The organism is Flavobacterium sp. ZB4P23 (assembly GCF_003970375.1).
Lineage (GTDB): Bacteria > Bacteroidota > Bacteroidia > Flavobacteriales > Flavobacteriaceae > Flavobacterium.
In genome coordinates this window covers 1-18,763 of the sequence record NZ_RYDK01000002.1, presented here as the reverse complement: position 1 = coordinate 18,763, position 18,763 = coordinate 1, and the positions used below count along the sequence as shown (strand labels likewise).

Annotated in this window: 15 protein-coding genes and 1 pseudogene; 4 read left to right on the top strand and 12 right to left on the bottom strand. The window is 35.0% G+C overall.

Features of this window, described 5'->3' with window-relative positions; genetic code table 11:
• Window positions 1-3: 3 nt before the first annotated feature.
• Window positions 4-1,728, bottom strand: a complete 1,725-nt coding sequence (locus EKL99_RS03290) for a tetratricopeptide repeat protein (RefSeq protein WP_197037201.1) — start codon at window positions 1,726-1,728, stop codon at window positions 4-6.
• A 56-nt stretch (window positions 1,729-1,784) separates the two neighbouring features.
• The gene (locus EKL99_RS14395; protein WP_156063249.1) at window positions 1,785-1,949 is read right to left on the bottom strand and encodes a hypothetical protein; all 165 of its coding nucleotides are present in this window, start codon (window positions 1,947-1,949) and stop codon (window positions 1,785-1,787) included.
• A 338-nt stretch (window positions 1,950-2,287) separates the two neighbouring features.
• Here EKL99_RS14395 and EKL99_RS03285 point away from each other — a divergent pair, with 338 nt between their 5' ends.
• On the top strand, window positions 2,288-3,148 hold the full coding sequence (locus tag EKL99_RS03285; RefSeq protein WP_126576393.1) for a hypothetical protein: 861 nt from the start codon (window positions 2,288-2,290) through the stop codon (window positions 3,146-3,148).
• 104 nt (window positions 3,149-3,252) lie between these two features.
• Here EKL99_RS03285 and rplT read toward each other — a convergent pair whose 3' ends face one another.
• The 4 genes from rplT to thrS all read right to left on the bottom strand — a co-directional run bounded on the left by rplT (window position 3,253) and on the right by thrS (window position 6,625).
• Complete coding sequence (rplT, locus tag EKL99_RS03280; RefSeq protein ID WP_035633036.1) at window positions 3,253-3,597, bottom strand: 50S ribosomal protein L20; 345 nt, start codon at window positions 3,595-3,597, stop codon at window positions 3,253-3,255.
• Between the two features lie 169 nt (window positions 3,598-3,766).
• The gene (rpmI, locus tag EKL99_RS03275) at window positions 3,767-3,964 is read right to left on the bottom strand and encodes a 50S ribosomal protein L35 (RefSeq protein WP_022827375.1); all 198 of its coding nucleotides are present in this window, start codon (window positions 3,962-3,964) and stop codon (window positions 3,767-3,769) included.
• Window positions 3,965-4,104: 140 nt separating this feature from the next.
• Window positions 4,105-4,662 carry a translation initiation factor IF-3 gene (gene infC / locus EKL99_RS03270; protein WP_370273076.1) on the bottom strand — a complete coding sequence of 186 codons (558 nt, stop codon included), beginning with the start codon at window positions 4,660-4,662 and terminating at the stop codon, window positions 4,105-4,107.
• 16 nt (window positions 4,663-4,678) lie between these two features.
• Entirely contained in the window at window positions 4,679-6,625 is a 1,947-nt protein-coding gene (gene thrS / locus EKL99_RS03265; RefSeq protein ID WP_126460917.1) for a threonine--tRNA ligase, read from the bottom strand.
• Window positions 6,626-7,057: 432 nt separating this feature from the next.
• Here thrS and EKL99_RS03260 point away from each other — a divergent pair, with 432 nt between their 5' ends.
• Entirely contained in the window at window positions 7,058-8,362 is a 1,305-nt protein-coding gene (locus EKL99_RS03260; protein WP_126555653.1) for an NAD(P)/FAD-dependent oxidoreductase, read from the top strand.
• A 25-nt stretch (window positions 8,363-8,387) separates the two neighbouring features.
• Here EKL99_RS03260 and EKL99_RS03255 read toward each other — a convergent pair whose 3' ends face one another.
• Window positions 8,388-9,455 (bottom strand): DUF3810 domain-containing protein, encoded by a 1,068-nt coding sequence (locus EKL99_RS03255; RefSeq protein WP_126460909.1) that lies wholly within the window; start codon window positions 9,453-9,455, stop codon window positions 8,388-8,390.
• A gap of 109 nt (window positions 9,456-9,564) precedes the next feature.
• Between EKL99_RS03255 and EKL99_RS03250 the strand changes: the two genes are divergently transcribed.
• Window positions 9,565-11,028 carry an aminoacyl-histidine dipeptidase gene (locus EKL99_RS03250; RefSeq protein ID WP_126576392.1) on the top strand — a complete coding sequence of 488 codons (1,464 nt, stop codon included), beginning with the start codon at window positions 9,565-9,567 and terminating at the stop codon, window positions 11,026-11,028.
• A gap of 354 nt (window positions 11,029-11,382) precedes the next feature.
• Here the strand turns inward: EKL99_RS03250 and EKL99_RS03240 are convergent, their stop codons facing one another.
• From EKL99_RS03240 to EKL99_RS03220, 5 genes are all read right to left on the bottom strand, one after another.
• Entirely contained in the window at window positions 11,383-12,150 is a 768-nt protein-coding gene (locus tag EKL99_RS03240; protein ID WP_126460905.1) for a carboxypeptidase-like regulatory domain-containing protein, read from the bottom strand.
• An 88-nt stretch (window positions 12,151-12,238) separates the two neighbouring features.
• Window positions 12,239-14,161 (bottom strand): DEAD/DEAH box helicase, encoded by a 1,923-nt coding sequence (locus tag EKL99_RS03235; RefSeq protein WP_126460901.1) that lies wholly within the window; start codon window positions 14,159-14,161, stop codon window positions 12,239-12,241.
• Window positions 14,162-14,365: 204 nt separating this feature from the next.
• Window positions 14,366-14,944: a non-canonical purine NTP diphosphatase gene (locus EKL99_RS03230; RefSeq protein ID WP_126568297.1), complete on the bottom strand. Its 579-nt coding sequence runs from the start codon at window positions 14,942-14,944 to the stop codon at window positions 14,366-14,368.
• 270 nt (window positions 14,945-15,214) lie between these two features.
• Complete coding sequence (locus EKL99_RS03225; RefSeq protein WP_126460895.1) at window positions 15,215-16,228, bottom strand: M28 family metallopeptidase; 1,014 nt, start codon at window positions 16,226-16,228, stop codon at window positions 15,215-15,217.
• Between the two features lie 378 nt (window positions 16,229-16,606).
• Window positions 16,607-17,182: a GIY-YIG nuclease family protein gene (locus EKL99_RS03220; protein ID WP_231507368.1), complete on the bottom strand. Its 576-nt coding sequence runs from the start codon at window positions 17,180-17,182 to the stop codon at window positions 16,607-16,609.
• A gap of 275 nt (window positions 17,183-17,457) precedes the next feature.
• Between EKL99_RS03220 and EKL99_RS03215 the strand changes: the two are divergent.
• Window positions 17,458-17,547: pseudogene (locus tag EKL99_RS03215) on the top strand (transposase); the annotation flags it as partial.
• Window positions 17,548-18,763 lie beyond the last annotated feature (1,216 nt).

Below are 18,763 nucleotides of genomic sequence, written 5' to 3'. Positions count from 1 at the left end.
AGATTATATTGGAAAAATAAAACGGACTCTAAACCCTTTGTTGGATTTACTGTCAAAATTAAGGGTTCCTTTTATGGCATGAATACGGTTTTCCACATTTTGAAGTCCATTTGTTGAAGTTAATTCTTCAAGCGTGGCTCCAATACCATTATCAGTGTAATCGACTTGTAATTTATTTTTATTTTTTTTGAAAGTTAATACAACTAAACTGCATTGGCTGTGCTTTTTCATGTTGACCAGTAACTCTTGTACCACTCGGTAAAGCGTTATTTTTTTAGTACTGTTTATAGCGTTCCACTGAATTGTATCCATTCCATTGGTTAATATATTGATTTCATTTGTTTGAAAACCGGACATCATTTCTTTTAAACTAGTTTCAAACAGTGCTCCTGCTTCAATAGTGCTGTTTTCTCTGGAAATGTTTCGTGTCCGGGAATAAATAGTGTCTAGGCTGGTTAGTAAAACTTCTTTATTTTGTGCGGTGGATAAATCTTGTGTTTCTGCAAATGCCATGGTTTGATACACATCGTTAGCTAGTTCATCATGTAGTTTTTTTGAAATTCGAATTTCAGTGGTATATGAAATTTTCACCTTTTCTCTTCGGTTTTTAGCCATAAGAAAATTTGCTGCGGAAATGCTTATTATTAAGGTGAATACGATAACAAAGGATAAAATTAGATTTCTATTTTTTTGCTTTTCTAATAAAAGTGCATTTTCTATTTTTTGTGTTTTTAGTTCTAAATTTTCATCTTTATCTTTTTTAGAATCATATTTTATTTTTGCAAATTGATTTTTTGCTTTTTGTCGGGCTTTATTGATGCTGTCATTGATGTGGAGGTGAAGAATGGAAAATTTTTTTGTTTCCTTCCCAACGCTATTTCGTATTAATAATGCGATTGCTTTCAATCGGTCATCAACATTGTTAATTTTTGTTGCTTTTTCGTAAGCTAATTGTGCATATTTATAAGATAATCCAGGATTGGATTTTTTATAGAACTCAGCAATATTAAGATAACTGGTTGTAATTCCAAAGTCATCTTTTATTTTTTTTCTAATGATTAAAGCGGTATTCAGATAGTGAAGACTTCTTGAATCACCCATTTTGAAATAGCAATAGCCCAAATTATCAAGAACCCTGGCATTATTTTCCTCATCGTTTGAAATGTTTGTATGGAGAGTTAATGGCAACAGAAGCTGCAGTGCGCTTTTGTAATCATTTTTGCCTATATACGCTACGGCAATATTATTTGTAAGGATTGTTTTTTGTGATTCATCCGGGATTTGATTGAGTGCTTTATTATAGTAGAGTATTGCATTGTCATAGTCATAAAGTCGCTCATAATTAATACCTAATATATTGTATACAGCACATTTGTAGTAGCGATTTGTTGTTTTTTGGAATAATGAAATAGCCTCAGTAGCCGTGGTTTCACTACTCATATAATCCCCTTGGATTTGCTGAATTACAGCCATTTTTAATAAGGAATAAATTATTTTTTCAGTATCCGTTCCTTCATTACAAACTAATTTTGATTCGTTGTAGTAATAAAAAGCACTATCATAAACTTGGTTTTCAAAATGTTTTTCCGCTCGTAAAAAATGCTGTTGGTAGTGCGGGTTGCTTTTGATTTGTGTTGCAATGGTACTTTCTTTTTTGCAAGATATAAATCCTGTAAATAAAAGGATGAGTGAAATTAAAAACGGGGAATTCAACTTTTTAAGTTTCATTCCCCGAAAATACATAAATTAATTTTAGATATGGATTTAATTCTATATTTGTATTGTTATTTTGGAGGAGGAATTTTAGTTTGTCCATTCGCACCTCCTCCTGTATCATCTGCGGATACTTGTTGTTTGTTATCTGGAGTGGTTTGTACTTCGTCATTGGTACAGGAAACCATTGCAATTCCGGCAATGATTAAACACGATACTAGTAGTATTCTTTTCATTTTTTTTTGAATTAAAATTAAATATGGGTTGGTCAGTCCGATTTCGAAATCGAATTGTTATCAGGATTAGCCTACCATAAAAGATTTGCTTTTTGGGGAAGTAAGTGTGCTGAAAACAGAATAGGACCATCTATACTTCCCGAATAGACCGACCAGGCTGTTTTGTAGCACTTTTTTTAAGAACTAGTTTTGTACATTTGTCTTGATTGCAATTCAAGACAGCAAAGAATTCTTAAGCAAAGGAATGAGGATAGTGCAGTTTGTTCTCAAAGGAATTCCGGTAATTCCGGTAATTCTGATAGTTTCCGACTAATGCTTATAAATACCAAAATAGGAGTATGAATAAAATTACTTTTGAGGAGTATAAACGTGCCATTAAAGTAGAATATCAAGTATCTAAAATGGATGAAGTGTCGGGAATATTATTAAATCCAACCCCTGCACAATTGCGGAATCTATGCTTGATGAAATTGGGTAATGGCCTGTCCAATGCAGATGAAAATGTATTTAAAATGTTTTTTGATGCTAAAGCGGAGGATACTTTGAGACGGGTAATTGAAAATTTTGATCTCGGAAAATTTAAACCCATTATATCCTTTCTAAAAGGACAGAAAGATTCTGATACTGCGGCTAGAATAGAATTAGCAGCCATTTTGGTAGATTTTATTCCAAGGCCTTATAATACGTATTTACTCCATGGTAAGAGTAGCGAAAGAGATGCTCAAGAAAGTGTTAAAGCGTTTCAAAAAAAGAGAATGACCGATGTTGGTATTCAATTAGTGAACCCTACTAATAATGTTCTAGCAGGAATCTCTCAATATGCGCATTTGAGAAAATCAGGAATTATTCTTGCTATTTTGATGGCATTATTTTTTATGGGATATACTGTAAAAGGAATTTTTTTTCCAGAGAAGGACTGTATGAAATGGGAGGGGAATTATTATGTAGCAGTAGATTGCTTGAAAGACAATGGACAGTTTGGAATTAGTAGTTCCATTGATGAGGAGGTAATGAAATTAAAGAAAGTAGATTGTAGTAGTACGTTGCAATTCTTTAATAAAGAGACACCTATCGTGTGGTATTGTAAGCGTGATGGAGTGATAGAACTTTTCAATATGGCAGGATTTCACCCAGTAACGGGAAAACCACTAAAGCCTATTACCAAGTACATTATCAAAAAGTATAATTTAATGCAATGATGGTGTAGAAGCAGTTAAGCTGAACAGTATGTAAACAAAAAAACCCAATCTTTCGGATTGGGTTTTTTATATAAGTAAGTAATCTAAATTGAGTTATAAAACGTTTATTTTACTTTATTAAGTACAGCTTTGAAAGCTTCTGGGTGATTCATTGCTAAATCAGCAAGCACTTTACGGTTCAATTCGATTCCGTTAGCTTTTACTTTACCCATGAATTGTGAATAAGACATTCCTTCCAATCTAGCTCCAGCGTTGATACGTTGAATCCATAATGCACGGAAATTTCTTTTGTTCACTTTTCTGTCACGGTAAGCGTAGCACATTGCTTTCTCTACCGCATTCTTAGCAACTGTCCAAACGTTTTTACGTCTACCAAAGAAACCTTTGGCTTGCTTCATTATTTTTTTTCTTCTTGCTCTTTTAGCAACTGAATTTACCGATCTTGGCATAATTTTTATTGTTTTTTGTAGCAGGCGGCTTGAATTAAATCAAAAGCGCTTAATGGCCGTACTCCAAGGTTATTTTAAATTGTTTTAACCTAAAGACTATTTAGTCAAAAGTTTTAAAGTCGAATATCCAAAGGCTTTAAGACCTTTGACTTTGCAACTTTAAGACTTATTAAATAATTCTTAATTGTTGTTTGATGCTTTTCATATCTGTTTTGTGAACTAGCGCAGAGTGTGTCAATGCTAATTTACGTTTTTTAGACTTTTTAGTCAAAATGTGACTTTTAAAAGCATGCTTTCTTTTAATCTTTCCAGAACCAGTAACTTTAAAACGTTTCTTGGCGCTAGATTTGGTTTTCATTTTAGGCATTTTTTCCTAGTGTTTTAATTTATTCGTACTTACTTATTTTTTCCTCTCCCCAGCCCTCCCCAAAGGGGAGGGTGACGAGAAGTTATATTTGTTTCTCCTTTTTTTTTGTTCCCTTCCTTCGGAAGGGTTAGGGGAGGATATTACTTTTTCTTTTTAGGAGCGATGAACATGATCATTCTCTTTCCTTCCAGAACAGGCATGGCTTCTACTTTTCCAAATTCTTCAAGATCTGTTGCCAATCTCAACAATAAGATTTGACCTTGGTCCTTGTATATGATTGAACGCCCTTTGAAGAAAACGAATGCTTTCAATTTGGCTCCTTCTTTCAAGAATTTTTCTGCATTCTTTCTCTTAAACTCATAATCATGCTCATCGGTCTGTGGGCCAAAACGGATTTCTTTCACAACAACTTGTGTAGATTTCGCTTTTAGGATCTTATCACGTTTCTTTTGTTCGTAAACAAATTTCTTGTAATCCATGATTTTGCACACCGGTGGTTCTGCATTTGGAGAAATCTCAACAAGATCCAATTCAAATTGATCCGCTAATCTTAGAGCTTCCGAAAGTTTAAAAACTCCTGGCTCAATGTTCTCTCCTACAAGTCTTACTTCTTGTACACCACGAATAAGACTGTTTATTCTGTGTGCATCTTTTTTTTCTACGCGAGGTTGGTAACCTCTGTTGCTTCTTATTGCTATGACTTTATAATTTAAGTTAAACTGTAAATACTTTTAATGTTTTATTGATCTCTTCATTTACAATAGCAACAAATTCGTCTATTGTAACGCTGATATTTCCCTTTCCTTCTTGTCCGTGACGACGGATAGAGATGGTTCCGTTTCTCTCTTCTTCCTCGCCTACGATCAACATAAACGGGGTTTTTTGCATTTCGGCATCTCTGATTTTCTTCCCGATTGTCTCGTTTCTATTATCTATGAGGGCGCGAATTTCGTGATTTTCTAGCAAATCTAAAACTTTTTTCGCATATATTTCATATTTCTCGCTCAAAGACAATATTATAGCTTGTTCCGGCATTAACCAAAGAGGGAAATTTCCTGCAGTATGTTCTAATAAAATAGCAATAAAGCGTTCCATTGATCCAAAAGGAGCTCTGTGAATCATCACCGGTCTGTGTAATTCATTGTCAGATCCTTTGTAGGTCAAATCAAAACGTTCCGGCAGGTTATAATCTACTTGAATGGTTCCTAATTGCCATTGTCTTCCCAAAGCATCTTTTACCATGAAATCCAATTTTGGACCATAGAAAGCGGCTTCACCATATTCAACGACGGTGTTCAGCCCTTTATCTGCAGCAGCATTAATAATCGCATTTTCTGCTTTTTCCCAATTTTCATCACTACCAATATACTTATCTCTGTTTTCTTTGTCTCTCAAAGAAATCTGAGCGGTAAAGTTTTCGAATCCTAATGAACCAAATACATACAATACCAAGTCAATTACTTTCTTGAATTCTTCATCTAATTGTTCCGGTGTACAAAAAATATGGGCGTCATCCTGTGTAAATCCTCTTACACGGGTTAATCCGTGCAATTCACCACTTTGTTCGTATCTGTAAACGGTTCCAAATTCAGCATAACGTTTTGGTAAATCTTTGTAGGACCATGGTCTTACATTATAAATTTCGCAGTGATGGGGACAGTTCATCGGTTTCAATAAAAACTCTTCACCTTCAGCAGGAGTGCTTATAGGTTGAAAACTATCAGCACCATACTTAGCATAATGTCCTGAAGTGACATACAATTCCTTCTGACCTATATGTGGCGTAATTACTTGCTCATAACCCGCTTTCTTCTGTGCTTTTTTTAAAAACTGTTCTAAACGATCTCTCAATGCAGCTCCTTTTGGCAACCATAACGGTAAGCCTGCTCCAACTTTTTGTGAAAAAGCAAATAACTCTAATTCCTTTCCTAGTTTTCTATGGTCGCGACGCTTTGCCTCTTCTAGTAATAAAAGGTATTCCGTAAGATCCTTTTGTTTAGGAAACGAAGTTCCGTAAACCCGGGTCAACTGTTTGTTTTTTTCATCACCGCGCCAGTAGGCACCGGCAACACTCATTATTTTCATCGCTTTGATGATTCCAGTATTTGGAATATGACCACCGCGGCATAAGTCAGTAAACGTATCATGATCGCAAAACGTAATCGTTCCGTCCTCAAGATTGGTTATCATTTCTGTTTTATAAACGTTGTCTTTGTATAATTCTAAAGCGGCTTTTTTAGATACAGGACGTAGCTTGAATTCATGTTTTCCTCTTGCTATTTCAAGAACACGATCCTCAATTTTCTTAAAATCCGCGTCCGTTATTTTTTGATCTTCAAAATCCACATCATAATAAAATCCATTAGATATTGCTGGTCCGAGCGTTAATTTGATTCCTGGGTACATTTCCTCCAGAACCTGTGCCATAACATGCGAAGTAGAGTGCCAGAATGCTTTTTTTCCGCCCTCGTCATTCCAGGTATACAAGATAAGACTGCCGTCTGTCGTCAAAGGAGTTGTGGTTTCAATAGTTGTACCATCAAAAGAAGCCGAAATCACATTTCTGGCAAATCCTTCACTAATGCTTTTAGCAACATCCATCGGTGTTACCCCTGAAGCAAACTCTTTAACTGACCCGTCGGGCAAAGTAATCTTAATCATTGTTTATTATTTTAAGAATGCAAATATAGCGCATTGCAGAAATACACACAATATATAAGTAAGGTTTGTTGCTATATGGGTGTAAATACAAAATCATAACGGATTATAAACGAATGAAAAGCAATCATTTATTTTGGGGAGTTGTCTGCTTTTTTAGTTCGTTTCGTTCGTTTTCTACTATATTATTGCACGCTTTTCTTTCGTAAAACAAAGGAAAAGCCTTTTCACATTTATCAAAACTCAATTACACGATTAGTTTTCTGACGGGCTTTAAAAAAAAAATAAATCCTGATCTTGCGGAATAAAATCCAATTTTGAAAATGTTTAATTTGACTCTTTACCATTTACTTCTCACCCTTCACTTTGTCAATTCACATTTTAAAACGTTGTATCTTTGATTCTTTAGCACCTTTAAAAAATATTTCAATAAAAATGAACATCCCAAACTCACCTTTACCCAGAATAGTTATTATAGGCGGTGGCTTTGCCGGAATTGCGTTAGCTAAAAAACTCAAAAATAAAAAAGTCCAGGTTGTCCTTTTAGATAAACACAATTACCATACTTTCCAACCACTGCTGTATCAAGTTGCTACAGGCGGTCTTGAAGCTGGTTCTATTGCTTATCCCATTCGAAAAGTCATTCAGGAATACGATGATGTTTATTTTAGACTCACCAATGTTCAGGAAATTGATGCCGAAAACAAAAAAATTATTGCTGAAATTGGAGTATTAAGCTATGATTATCTCGTGATTGCCACGGGTTCCAAAACGAATTATTTTGGCAATAAGGAAATTGAGCGCAACAGTATGGCCATGAAAACCATACCGCAATCACTCAATATTCGAAGCCTGATTCTTGAAAATTTCGAACAAGCCGTTTTAACCACAGATGCAGCCGAACAAAACAGTCTCATCAATTTTGTCCTGGTTGGGGGAGGACCAACAGGAGTAGAGCTATCAGGTGCTTTAGCTGAAATGAAAAAAGCCATTCTCCAAAAAGATTATCCGGATCTTGATATTGCTAAAATGGAAATCAATCTCATTCAAAGTGGGGATAGAATCCTGAATACTATGAGCGAAGAATCCTCTTTAGCTGCCGAAAAATTTCTGGTCAGTTTAGGCGTAAAAATCTGGAAAAACGTACGTGTTACTAATTATGATGGACGTACTATAACGACAAATTCCAATTTAACGTTTGAAACTGCCACTCTGATTTGGACAGCAGGCGTTCAAGGTGCGGTTGTTGCTGGACTGGATGCAGCAGCACTAGTTGAAAAAGCAGAACGTATACGGGTCAATGAATTCAATCAAGTGATTGGTTATGATACTATTTTTGCAGTGGGTGATATTGCTTCCATGGAATCCGAAACCTATCCGCAAGGACATCCCATGATGGCGCAACCTGCGATGCAGCAAGGGAAATTATTGGGCGAAAACTTAATAAAATTAATTGAAAATAAACCCATGGAAGCTTTTGAATATAATGATAAAGGTTCTATGGCAACCATAGGAAGGAATAAAGCGGTAGTCGATTTGCCGGGATACCATTTCAGCGGTGTTTTTGCCTGGTTTGTCTGGATGTTTGTCCACTTGTTTTCACTGATTGGTTTCAAAAATAAAGCCGTCGTATTCCTGAATTGGGTCTACAACTACATTCGTTTTGATCGGGAAGGCCGTTTGATTATCAGACCCTACAAAAAGAAAAGTTTTACGACATTTACCAGCGATGAAGTATAGAAAATCATGAATTTTAAAGTCTTATTTATAACTCATAACTTCTTTCCTTGTAATAATTTACCATCAAATTTATAAATTTACTATAGCCCTCGATGCCGTCTTTTTGCTGGTTTGCTTTCAGGAATTGATCATAAAAAGCATGGAATCCTTTGTCGATAATCGTGTCGTATTGCTTCCAGAAATGCTCACTTTCTTTGTAGTTTTTGATAATACCGGGATGAACAGTGTTTAATAATTGTTTAAAAACCACCTCGTCTCGGGCCTTCCAGTTGCTTAAACAATATCGCAAAGCCATGCTGTACCCTGAATATTGAATATACAAATCATCATTTTTGACCGAAGCTAAATACCCAATAAAATTGCATTCACTTTCGCTTGCAAAGCCTATTTGGTGTGCCATTTCATGATTAGTAGTCATGGGGAAACTGTACATTGGACCTAGGTAATTAACCTGTGCTTCATTGGTAAACGGATTCAAATAGCCTCCAAAACCCATGTAGGTCAAGGGCAAACTAATTAGCGATTTTTTAGTGCTTAGCTTTGAATAGGCGAAGTAAGGATGTTCCGCTTCCAGGTTTTTATATCCATTCATACTCATTTCAAAAACCTGTTCTTGAGAGTACGGGAATACCACTTTCAAGCTGTCATTTTTTGTGAGTTGGTTTTGAACGGCATTGGTTTTGGCAATTATTTTTTTGGTGAAAGCCAACAAATCAGCATCTGAATAGTCTTTTTGAATTTCCATTTTTTCAAAAAGCGGTTCACGGTAATAATTCAGTGCCCAAAGTACATGAAACAAAAAGTAAAAAACCGAAACAAAGCTCAGTATACTCAAAAGGGTGTCTTTCCAATTGGATTTCCATGTTTTTCGTTTGTTCCAAAGCCATTTGAAAACAAATAAAATAACTATGAAATAGAGACAATCGCCTATGGAAAATGGAATTTCTCCCAGAATGGTTCTCGAGAACAACGAAAGTATCGGGTAGAGACCATTGCTATACCATTCTTCTACCTGTTCCGGATAGAAGGAAATAATTTGTAAAAGCAGTATTTGGATAAATAGAAAGGAGGAAAGGAAATATTTTGTTTTCAATGGTTGAATTTTGGAAATGTAAATATAATTACAATATCAATTACTACCGTAAGGAATTTAAACTTTGTAACTTTGGGACTTGAAAATGTTAAACCTCAAACACAAATAAATGAGTCAAGAAATAAGAAGTCTGGAACCAAAAGCACTTTGGAACAAGTTTGCCGATTTGAATGCCGTGCCTCGTCCTTCTAAAAAGGAAGATCGTGTGATTACGTTCATAAAAAAATTTGGCGAAAGCCTTGGATTAGAGACTTTTGAAGATGAAATTCGAAACGTAATTATCCGAAAACCGGCAACTGCTGGTATGGAAAACCGAAAAGCTATCGTACTTCAAGGACATTTGGATATGGTGCACCAAAAAAATGCTGATACTGTTTTTGATTTTGATACCCAAGGAATCGATATGTATGTAGATGGAGATTGGGTTCGTGCTCGAGGAACAACGCTTGGTGCTGATAACGGTCTTGGAGTTGCTGCGATTATGGCAATTTTAGAAAGTACTGATATTCCGCATCCTGCAATAGAAGCTTTGTTTACTATTGACGAAGAAACAGGAATGACAGGAGCACTGAACTTAAAAGGAGGTATTCTGCAAGGTCAAATTCTTTTAAATATGGATACGGAAGAAGATGATGAAATAGATATTGGTTGTGCAGGAGGAATTGATGTGACGGCCACTGCAGAGTATGATGAAGAGGCCACTCCCGAAGGTTCTGTGGGGTATACAATTACTGTAAAAGGCCTGAAAGGCGGCCACTCCGGAATGGATATTCATAAAGGGTTAGGTAATGCCAATAAAATTATGAACCGATTGTTATTTGATGGTTTTGATAATTTTGGTTTGCAAATCTCCGAAATAAAAGGAGGAAGTTTACGCAATGCAATTCCGCGTGAAAGTCAAGCTAAAGTAATTATTGCCGAGGTATATGATGAAGCTTTTGTTTTTGACATGCAGCAAATTGTAAACGAAATCAAAACGGAACTTAAAACGACAGAGCCAAATTTAGAAGTTGTTTTTGAAAAAATGGAGGCAGCTCCTGCTAGAGTAATGCCTACAATTGCTCAGTTTTATTTTGTACGATCTATGTATACGGCGCACAACGGAGTGTACAGCATGAGTGCTGATTTTGCAGATTTAGTAGAAACATCGAATAATATTGCCAAAGTAATTGTAGGTGATGGACAACTTTCAGTACAATGTTTAACACGTTCTTCTGTTGAAACGGCTAAATTTGATTTGGCCAATGCGCTGCGTTCCGCTTTTGAACTAATGGGTTGTGAAGTAGAATTTTCAGGTGCGTATCCTGGTTGGACACCAAATTCAGAATCTGAAATTTTGGATGTTTTGGTGCCAATCTACGAAAAACAAAACGGTGAAAAACCAAAAGTAGTGGCGTGTCACGCAGGATTAGAATGTGGAATTCTAGGGACAAATTATCCGGATATGGATATGATTTCCTTTGGGCCAACCATTCACGGAGCGCATTCCCCTGATGAAAGAGCTAGTATTTCTTCTTCTCAGAAATTTTGGAAATTTGTTTTGGAAATTTTAGCTACTATTCCAGTCAAATAAAACAAAGTGTTCAGTAATCAGTTTTTAGTATTCAGTCTATTTGTAACTGAATACTAAAAACTGCTCACTGCTCACTAATAATTAGTCTCTTTTGGGAGTGTTTTTCTTGTCTCTTTTTTCTTCTTTCTTTTCTTTAGCCGTTTTTAAAGGCTCTTTCTTTGCGGTTTTCTTCGCGTCTTGACTTTTTGCCATAATAGGAGTATTTAGGTTTTGTTTTTAATTCTTGATGTAGGTAAATGTATATAATATTTTTGATTTGTTTGAAATATTACTTTAAAAAAGCCCCAATTTCTTTAAGAATTGAGGAATGATTTAATTTATGGAAATGGCAAAATTTCAATATAAGAGTATGTTTTATTTTATCTTTAAAACTTTATATTCTTCATAACAGCCACTGATGGCATCCATGATTTGTAGGTCGTTTGCTGTTTTTATAAACGATTCAGAGTAGTTGCAGCGTTGCAAAATTTCAGGAATTTCATTTTTGTCAATACCTAAAAGTACCGCAATAGTTTCTCTGTCGAATTTTGATTCCAAAAGATTTCGAACGGTATCATCCTTTTTTAATTCTTTTAGTTTCTTGAGTTCTTTGGGGTTGTTACCAAAGAAATTATAAAGCATATCTGCTGGATTAAAGATGGAGCCCAATACTCTTCCAAATGCATTTGGGGAATATTCACCTGCCTCGTATCCTTGTGTTAATCCGGAAATACTGTAGCGGTAATTTTCACTGATAGGAATGATTTTAGTATCTACTTCAAGATATCCGGTTAGATTAAAAGGTCTTATAACTATTTCTTCAAGAGCAATTGCTTTTTCTGTTAGCTGTATTTTGGTGCTTTTATTTTTTATCCAGTCATTAGTAACTCGTACACGAAGCGATTGGAATCCGAGACTGGTAATGTGAAGTGTGTCATTTAGTTGTACATCGATTTCAAAATGGCCTCTTGAATCGGTTGTCGCTCCTCTGACTTTATTAATATTAATGATGTTTACACTAGATAATGGTTCTCTAGTTGTGTTACTGATGATGACACCATCAACTTTCTGGGAAGGTTTCTTAACTTGGGCAAAAGCAGGTACAGATAGTACTAAAAAAAAGAAAACTACAAAATATTTCATAAACTGATTTAAGACTTTAAAAGTAATAAAACAGGATTAAATATTTTGTAGTTTCAGTATATAATTATAAGAATATTAACAATGAATGTTAGTCTCTTCTTGGTCTTCTTGGTCTTGGTGTGTCACCAAAGCTTTCAGAACGTCTTGGTGCTCTGTCAGAACCTTCTGTTCGAGGTCTGTCAGATGAAAAACCGCCTTCTCTTCTTGCTCCGAAACCACCTTCTCTAGGAGCAGAATTTCTGTCGCTTCTAAATCCACCAGAACCTTCTCTTCTTGGAGCAAAACTACCTTCTCTTCTTGGAGCTGAACTTCTTTCGCCACCAGAACGACCTCCGCCAAAACTTCCGCCAGAACTTCTTCCGTTATGATCACGTCTTCCGCCACCATCGTTTTTAGAAATTTCAACATTGATTCTACGTCCTTCTAATTGAACATTGTTCAATACTTCCATTACTTTATCGGTATGTTCCGGATCTGTGTTAAAGAAAGAGAATCCTTCTTTTACATCTACTTTGAAAACGTCATCACGACCTAAGTCTAATGTTTCTTTCAGGTAATCTTTCAATGACATCCAGTCAAAGTTATCTCTAGAACCTATGTTCACAAAATATCGTGTTGCGCCACCATTGTTGTTTTCTCTCGGAGCACCATCTCTATCGTCGCGCTCACGTCTTTCAGAACCTGAAGCTTGATTAGAAATATCTCTAGTTTTCTTGTAATAATTGATAAAACGGTTAAATTCAACCGAAACCATTTTCTTGATTAATTCCTCTTTCGATAAATCTTCAAGAACGCTGTTAATTGCAGGAAGATAGTTGTCAATTTCGTGATCAACTTCTACATCTTTAATTTTATTAGCTAAGTGTAATAATTGGATTTCGCAGATTTCAATTCCAGAAGGAATCGTTTTTTCTTCGAATTTTTGTTTGATGATTCTTTCAATTGAAGAAATCTTGCGCAATTCGCTTTTAGTTACGATTACGATAGAAGTTCCTAATTTACCAGCACGGCCAGTACGACCTGAACGGTGATTGTAAGTTTCAATTTCGTCTGGTAATTGGTAATTTACTACGTGAGTAATGTTATCAACATCAATTCCACGTGCAGCAACATCAGTAGCGACAAGCATTTGGATTTGTCTTCCTCTAAAAGATTTCATTACACCATCACGTTGCGCTTGGGATAAATCTCCGTGCAATGCAGCAGCACTGTATCCGTCTTCAACTAATTTTTCAGCAACAGCTTGCGTATCTCTTTTGGTACGACAAAATACTACTGAGAAAATATCTGGATTAGCATCGGCTAAACGTTTCAAGGCTTCGTAACGATCACGAGCATTTACAAGGTAAAATTCGTGAGAAACTGTAGCAGAACCTGAATTTTTAGCTCCAACTGTAATTTCAATTGGGTCTTTCATGAATTGTTTTCCAATTCGTGCTACTTCGGCAGGCATTGTAGCTGAAAACAACCAAGTGCTTTTTTCGTCTGGCGTAGTAGAAAGGATGTTTACGATATCTTCGTAAAAACCCATGTTCAACATTTCGTCAGCTTCGTCAAGAATACAATAGTTGATTTGAGAGATGTTTACCAAACCTCTATTAATCATATCTTGCATTCTTCCTGGAGTTGCTACAATAATTTGCGCGCCTCTCTTTATGTCTCTCGCTTGATCTGTAATGCTAGCTCCACCGTAAACTGCTACCACATTAATACCTTTTTCGTATTTAGAGTAGTTTTTAATTTCGTTGGTAATCTGCAAACAAAGTTCGCGTGTTGGAGATAAAATTAATGCTTGAGTATTTCTGTTGTTGGCATCAATTTTCTGAATAACTGGAAATCCAAATGCTGCCGTTTTCCCTGTCCCTGTCTGAGCCAACGCAACCATATCTGTGTCTTTTTCCAATAATAGGGGAATCGCTTTCTCCTGTACTTCGGTCGGATTTTCAAATCCTAGATCTAAAATCGCCTTCAGTAACGATTCACTCAATCCTAATTGTTCAAATTTATTCATATGTATTTTTAAAATAGGGTGCAAAATTACTGTTTATAATTCATATAAACTAATGCTATTTTAAGATTTTACAATTTATTATAATTTGATTATCAGAATGTTATCGTTTTGTTTGAAAATTAATCGTTTTGATTTGGTGTATTTAGTGTGAAATTTTTATTTGGAATTCAAGTTTTTGTTATAAAAATAGTACAATTGAATCGTTTATTTATTCATCTTTAGAAAATGAATCAGTTGTTGTGTTGCTTTTCCTCTATGGCTTATTTTGTTTTTTATATCTAATGATAATTCGGCAAAAGTTTCCTGATAGCCATCAGGTTGAAAGATCGGATCGTAACCAAAACCTTGATTACCAGTTTTCTTTAAGGTTATTTCACCACCAGCAATTCCGGTAAACAGATATTGTTTCCCGTTTAGATTTAGTGCTATAACTGTTTTGAATTGTGCTTTTCTATCCTCTTTATCCAAAAGGGCATCTAATAATTTAGTCATATTATCATTTGCATTGCGTTGCTCGCCTGCATATCTGGCAGAATAAACGCCGGGTGCTCCATTTAAGGAATGGACTTCGAGTCCAGTATCGTCTGCAAAACAATCGCATCCATATTTTTCAGTGATGTAATTTGCTTTCTGAATGGCATTGCCTTCAATCGTATCGCTTGTTTCCGGTATGTCTTCAAGACAACCGATACTTTCTAAACTTACAATGGTTATGGTTTTAGGAAGCATGCTTTGTAATTCGAAAATTTTATTTTTATTGCTGGAAGCGAAAACGAGTTGCATTTTTTTAGTTTAGGTTGTCAAATATACATTTTTTAAAAACAGTGTTGTCCGGTAAAATTATTTAGATAGAATTTGAAGTTTTTTATTGGACTGCAAATGAATTAATAAATGAGACAATCCGTTCCTTGTGGGTTTGCACAAGGGATAGCAGTGGAAATCCTTTTATATTTTGTCAGGGTTTTTAATCCTGACAAGATATAAAAGATTGTAACGAATAGCCCGACCACGCTGTAACGCTAGTGAAAGCGTGGATGTGCCCAAATACAAACTTTATTTTTTATCTACCATAGGTCTTTCGGCGCGGTTTGCCAGTTCCCAGGCGGTTACAAATGCAAACTGGGCTCTTTTAGTCAAGGCATCATATTCAATTTTGTCCGGACTATCAGTAGGTTTGTGGTAATCAGCATGGACGCCATTAAAAAAGAAAACAGAAGGCACACCGTTTTTGGCAAAATTATAATGGTCAGAACGTTCGTAAAAATGATTTGGATCTTTTGGGTCATTGAATTTGTAATCCAAAACAAGATTGGTGTATTTAGCATTTGCAAAGGTACAAATGTTATCCAGATCAGTTGATAATCGATTGGCACCAATGACGTATACGTAATTATTGCTGCTGGCGTGGGCATCATCGCGACGGCCTATCATGTCAATATTGATATTAGTTATTGTATTGGCTAATGGGAATAGAGGATTTTCAGAATAATATCGGGAGCCATGTAGACCATGTTCTTCGCCGGTAACATGGAGAAATAGGATGGAGCGTTTTGGACCATGACCTGCTTTTTTAGCTATTTGGAATGCTTGTGCAATTTCTAACAAAGCAACAGTTCCGGAACCATCATCATCAGCGCCGTTATAAATTTCTCCGTTTTTTGTCCCTACGTGGTCGTAATGGGCAGAAATGACCAAGACCTCATTTGGTTTTTCAGAACCCTCAATATAGGCCCAAATGTTTTCAGAATCCGGTAAGTTTTCATTGCGTTTTGCATTTAGGAAGGCGGCAGGAATTTTTTGGTAATAGTCGGAAGCGCCTGTAGGAAAGGGAACCGCATTTTTATTATATTGATCAATGAGGTACATCCCCGCTTTTTTTTGTCCGGCAGATCCTGTTTCACGGCCTTCCATTTCGTCTGAAGCAACAATATAAAGGTGCGTTTTAAGTTCGTCAGCTGTTATTGTATTCATGTATTTTGTAGGATCAACACGAGCAACGCTAGATTCTTGAGAAGCACAGCTGATGGTTAGAAGAATCATGAAGGATAATAAAGAGAATTTTTTCATTTTTTTTTAATGTAGGTTAATAAAGGTTTATAGGGCAAAAGGAATACTATAATAAGGACTAGAATAAAGTTAATAAAAAATAACAGGCTGCTTTTAGGAAAGAAATCAATCGAGTTTCTTCATAAGAACGGCTGTTTTAAATGTTCTAGTTTGCTAAATGTTATTGGCTGGTTTTTTTTACTATTATATTTTTTCAAAATAACGAATAGGATTTGCCATTCCTCTAATTTTAGGCACTATTTTATTCATATATATCAAGAATTTCTTTTGAAATAATTTCGGAACCTTCAAATCCCCATCTTTTTGTGCCTCTATATTCAATATCTTGAACCCATTTTTCAGGTTTAAATATTGCTCTTATTACACCTTTATATTCGGCTAAAACAAGCTCTGAATTTTCTGCTCTGTTTTGTCTAATACCCACCAACCTCTAGTTGCTTCGTAAATATTGGGTCTGTCATAAACTGGATTTTCACTTTTCTTTTTTCGTTTATTATCGTATGTTTTATTTATATTAATTACTAAAACTGTATGTTCAATATTTTCTTTTTTTAATTCTTCACAATTGTAAAGTATTTCACATTCATTAACAGTTTTAATTCCTTGGTTAAATGAATTATGTCTAGCGACGATATTTGAAATTTTAGCAATTTCTGCAAAATCCCTAAAGGTCAAAAAATCAATTAAAACAGATTCAACTATTAGAGCTTCATTTTCTTCTAATCCGTGTCTAATTATAAAGTGTTTTACTTTTAAATTTTCTATTTTAATTACTCTGATAATTTCTAATTTTTCAGTTTCGCTTGGATTAAATATTGCTTCATTAATATGAGAAAAAACACGATTTCCATAACCTTTTCCAACATAGAATATTTTGTTATCTCTTGGGTCAATTAGAATATAAACATAAGATTTTAATTCTTCTTGTGTCTTTTGTGAAAATTGTTCAGTCATAATTCGTTATTTTTCTCCGATTTTAGGTATACTTGACACATAACGTCAATTCTCCTGAAGGATCGGGATAAAAACCTCTAAACGAACTGTATTTTGTTAATCATTGAGTAAATATATGTTATTTAAACTACAATTAAAATTCGTTCTGGTAAAAGTCGCTTATGATTATTAAAATAAAACAGTCCGTAAAAAGGGTTGAAAATTGCTCTTAACATCACAAAACATAAAGTGATCCTTTTAGGAAATGGCAATGAATACTAACAAATCCGGCAGGATTCATGGTATTTGCTAAGCAACCTTTTGGCGGTTCAAGTCAGGTGGTGGAATATTCGGGGAGATACACCCATAAAATCGCCATCAGCAATCACATGTACAGTTTAAACCGGAATAGGGTGTTCAGTTTGCCCCGGAATATCCAGTGGAAGAGGAATTGCACCGCTCAACTTTTGGTTGGTTAAAAGTTAAGCGAATACAATAGGCATCTGTTTTCATCGCTAAAATTCTAGTATTTGTTTACTAATTCAAAATATTAGAAAAGGAAAATATTACAGCGCAAATTTTTAGCACGAAAGGACATACTGCAATTCCGTCAACAATTTTTTTGTAACCCACTCATTAAAATCCTTAATTATTCTTTTTTTAGCTGAGGGAATATATTAATTATCTAATTACAAAGGTGGGTTTTTTTATTTATAAGTTTTTATTAATGTTTGTAATAATATGCATTAAATAAATTTATGTTGTTTAAATGGATTACTTCTATTCTGTTTAAAGCAAATAAATCTCGGAGCATGGTAAAACTGGATATGCAAACTAATGACCGATTTACAAAAAGGGCATCTCAGTTTTATTCTTAATGAAAAAAAACTCAAAAGCAAATTCATATTAGTGAAACTAAAAACGAAACACTAAAACACCTGGCTTTTAATAAAATCAAAAGATCAATATGCCGGTGATAGTGACATTTTGCTACAAGACAAATCCGTAATTTCTAACGTGACCCTATAAAAGGTAGAAAACTAAAGGCGTTAAGCTATTATTTGAGCGTTCCTCCATATATAAAAAGAGGAATTACTATAGCGTGTAGTAGTCTCTTTTTATATAAGGAGTCGGGCTATCCGCTACAAGTCCTCATAAAGTTGCGTTACGCTCCACTTTCTTGCGGGCTTTTCACTACTATCCCTAACGCGTGCTTTCTTAGTTTAGAACTTTTAGTTGTTTTGATGTATATAATGATACCTTATATATAGGATATAAAAGCAATAGTACAATTTAACACACTATCCCATCTATATAGCACAAAACCATTAGTTGGATTAATTTTAGACTTCAATAATGGAGGTAAAGCACCCTATGAATTAGAAAAGCGAAACGAAGAGCGGGTAAAAGAGCAGCTATAGCTGTATTTCGAAATATTTGGCAAAGAAAGAAAAGGAATCGAAGTGTTAGTATTGCAGTTGGAATAGTCGTTTTAGAGAAAGAATGGGTATACTTTGGAGGCGGGTAGGATTATTTAAAAAACTTTGATCTTCAAAAAACGAGATATCAGCTAGTTAAAGAAAAAGTTAAGAAAAGTTTAAA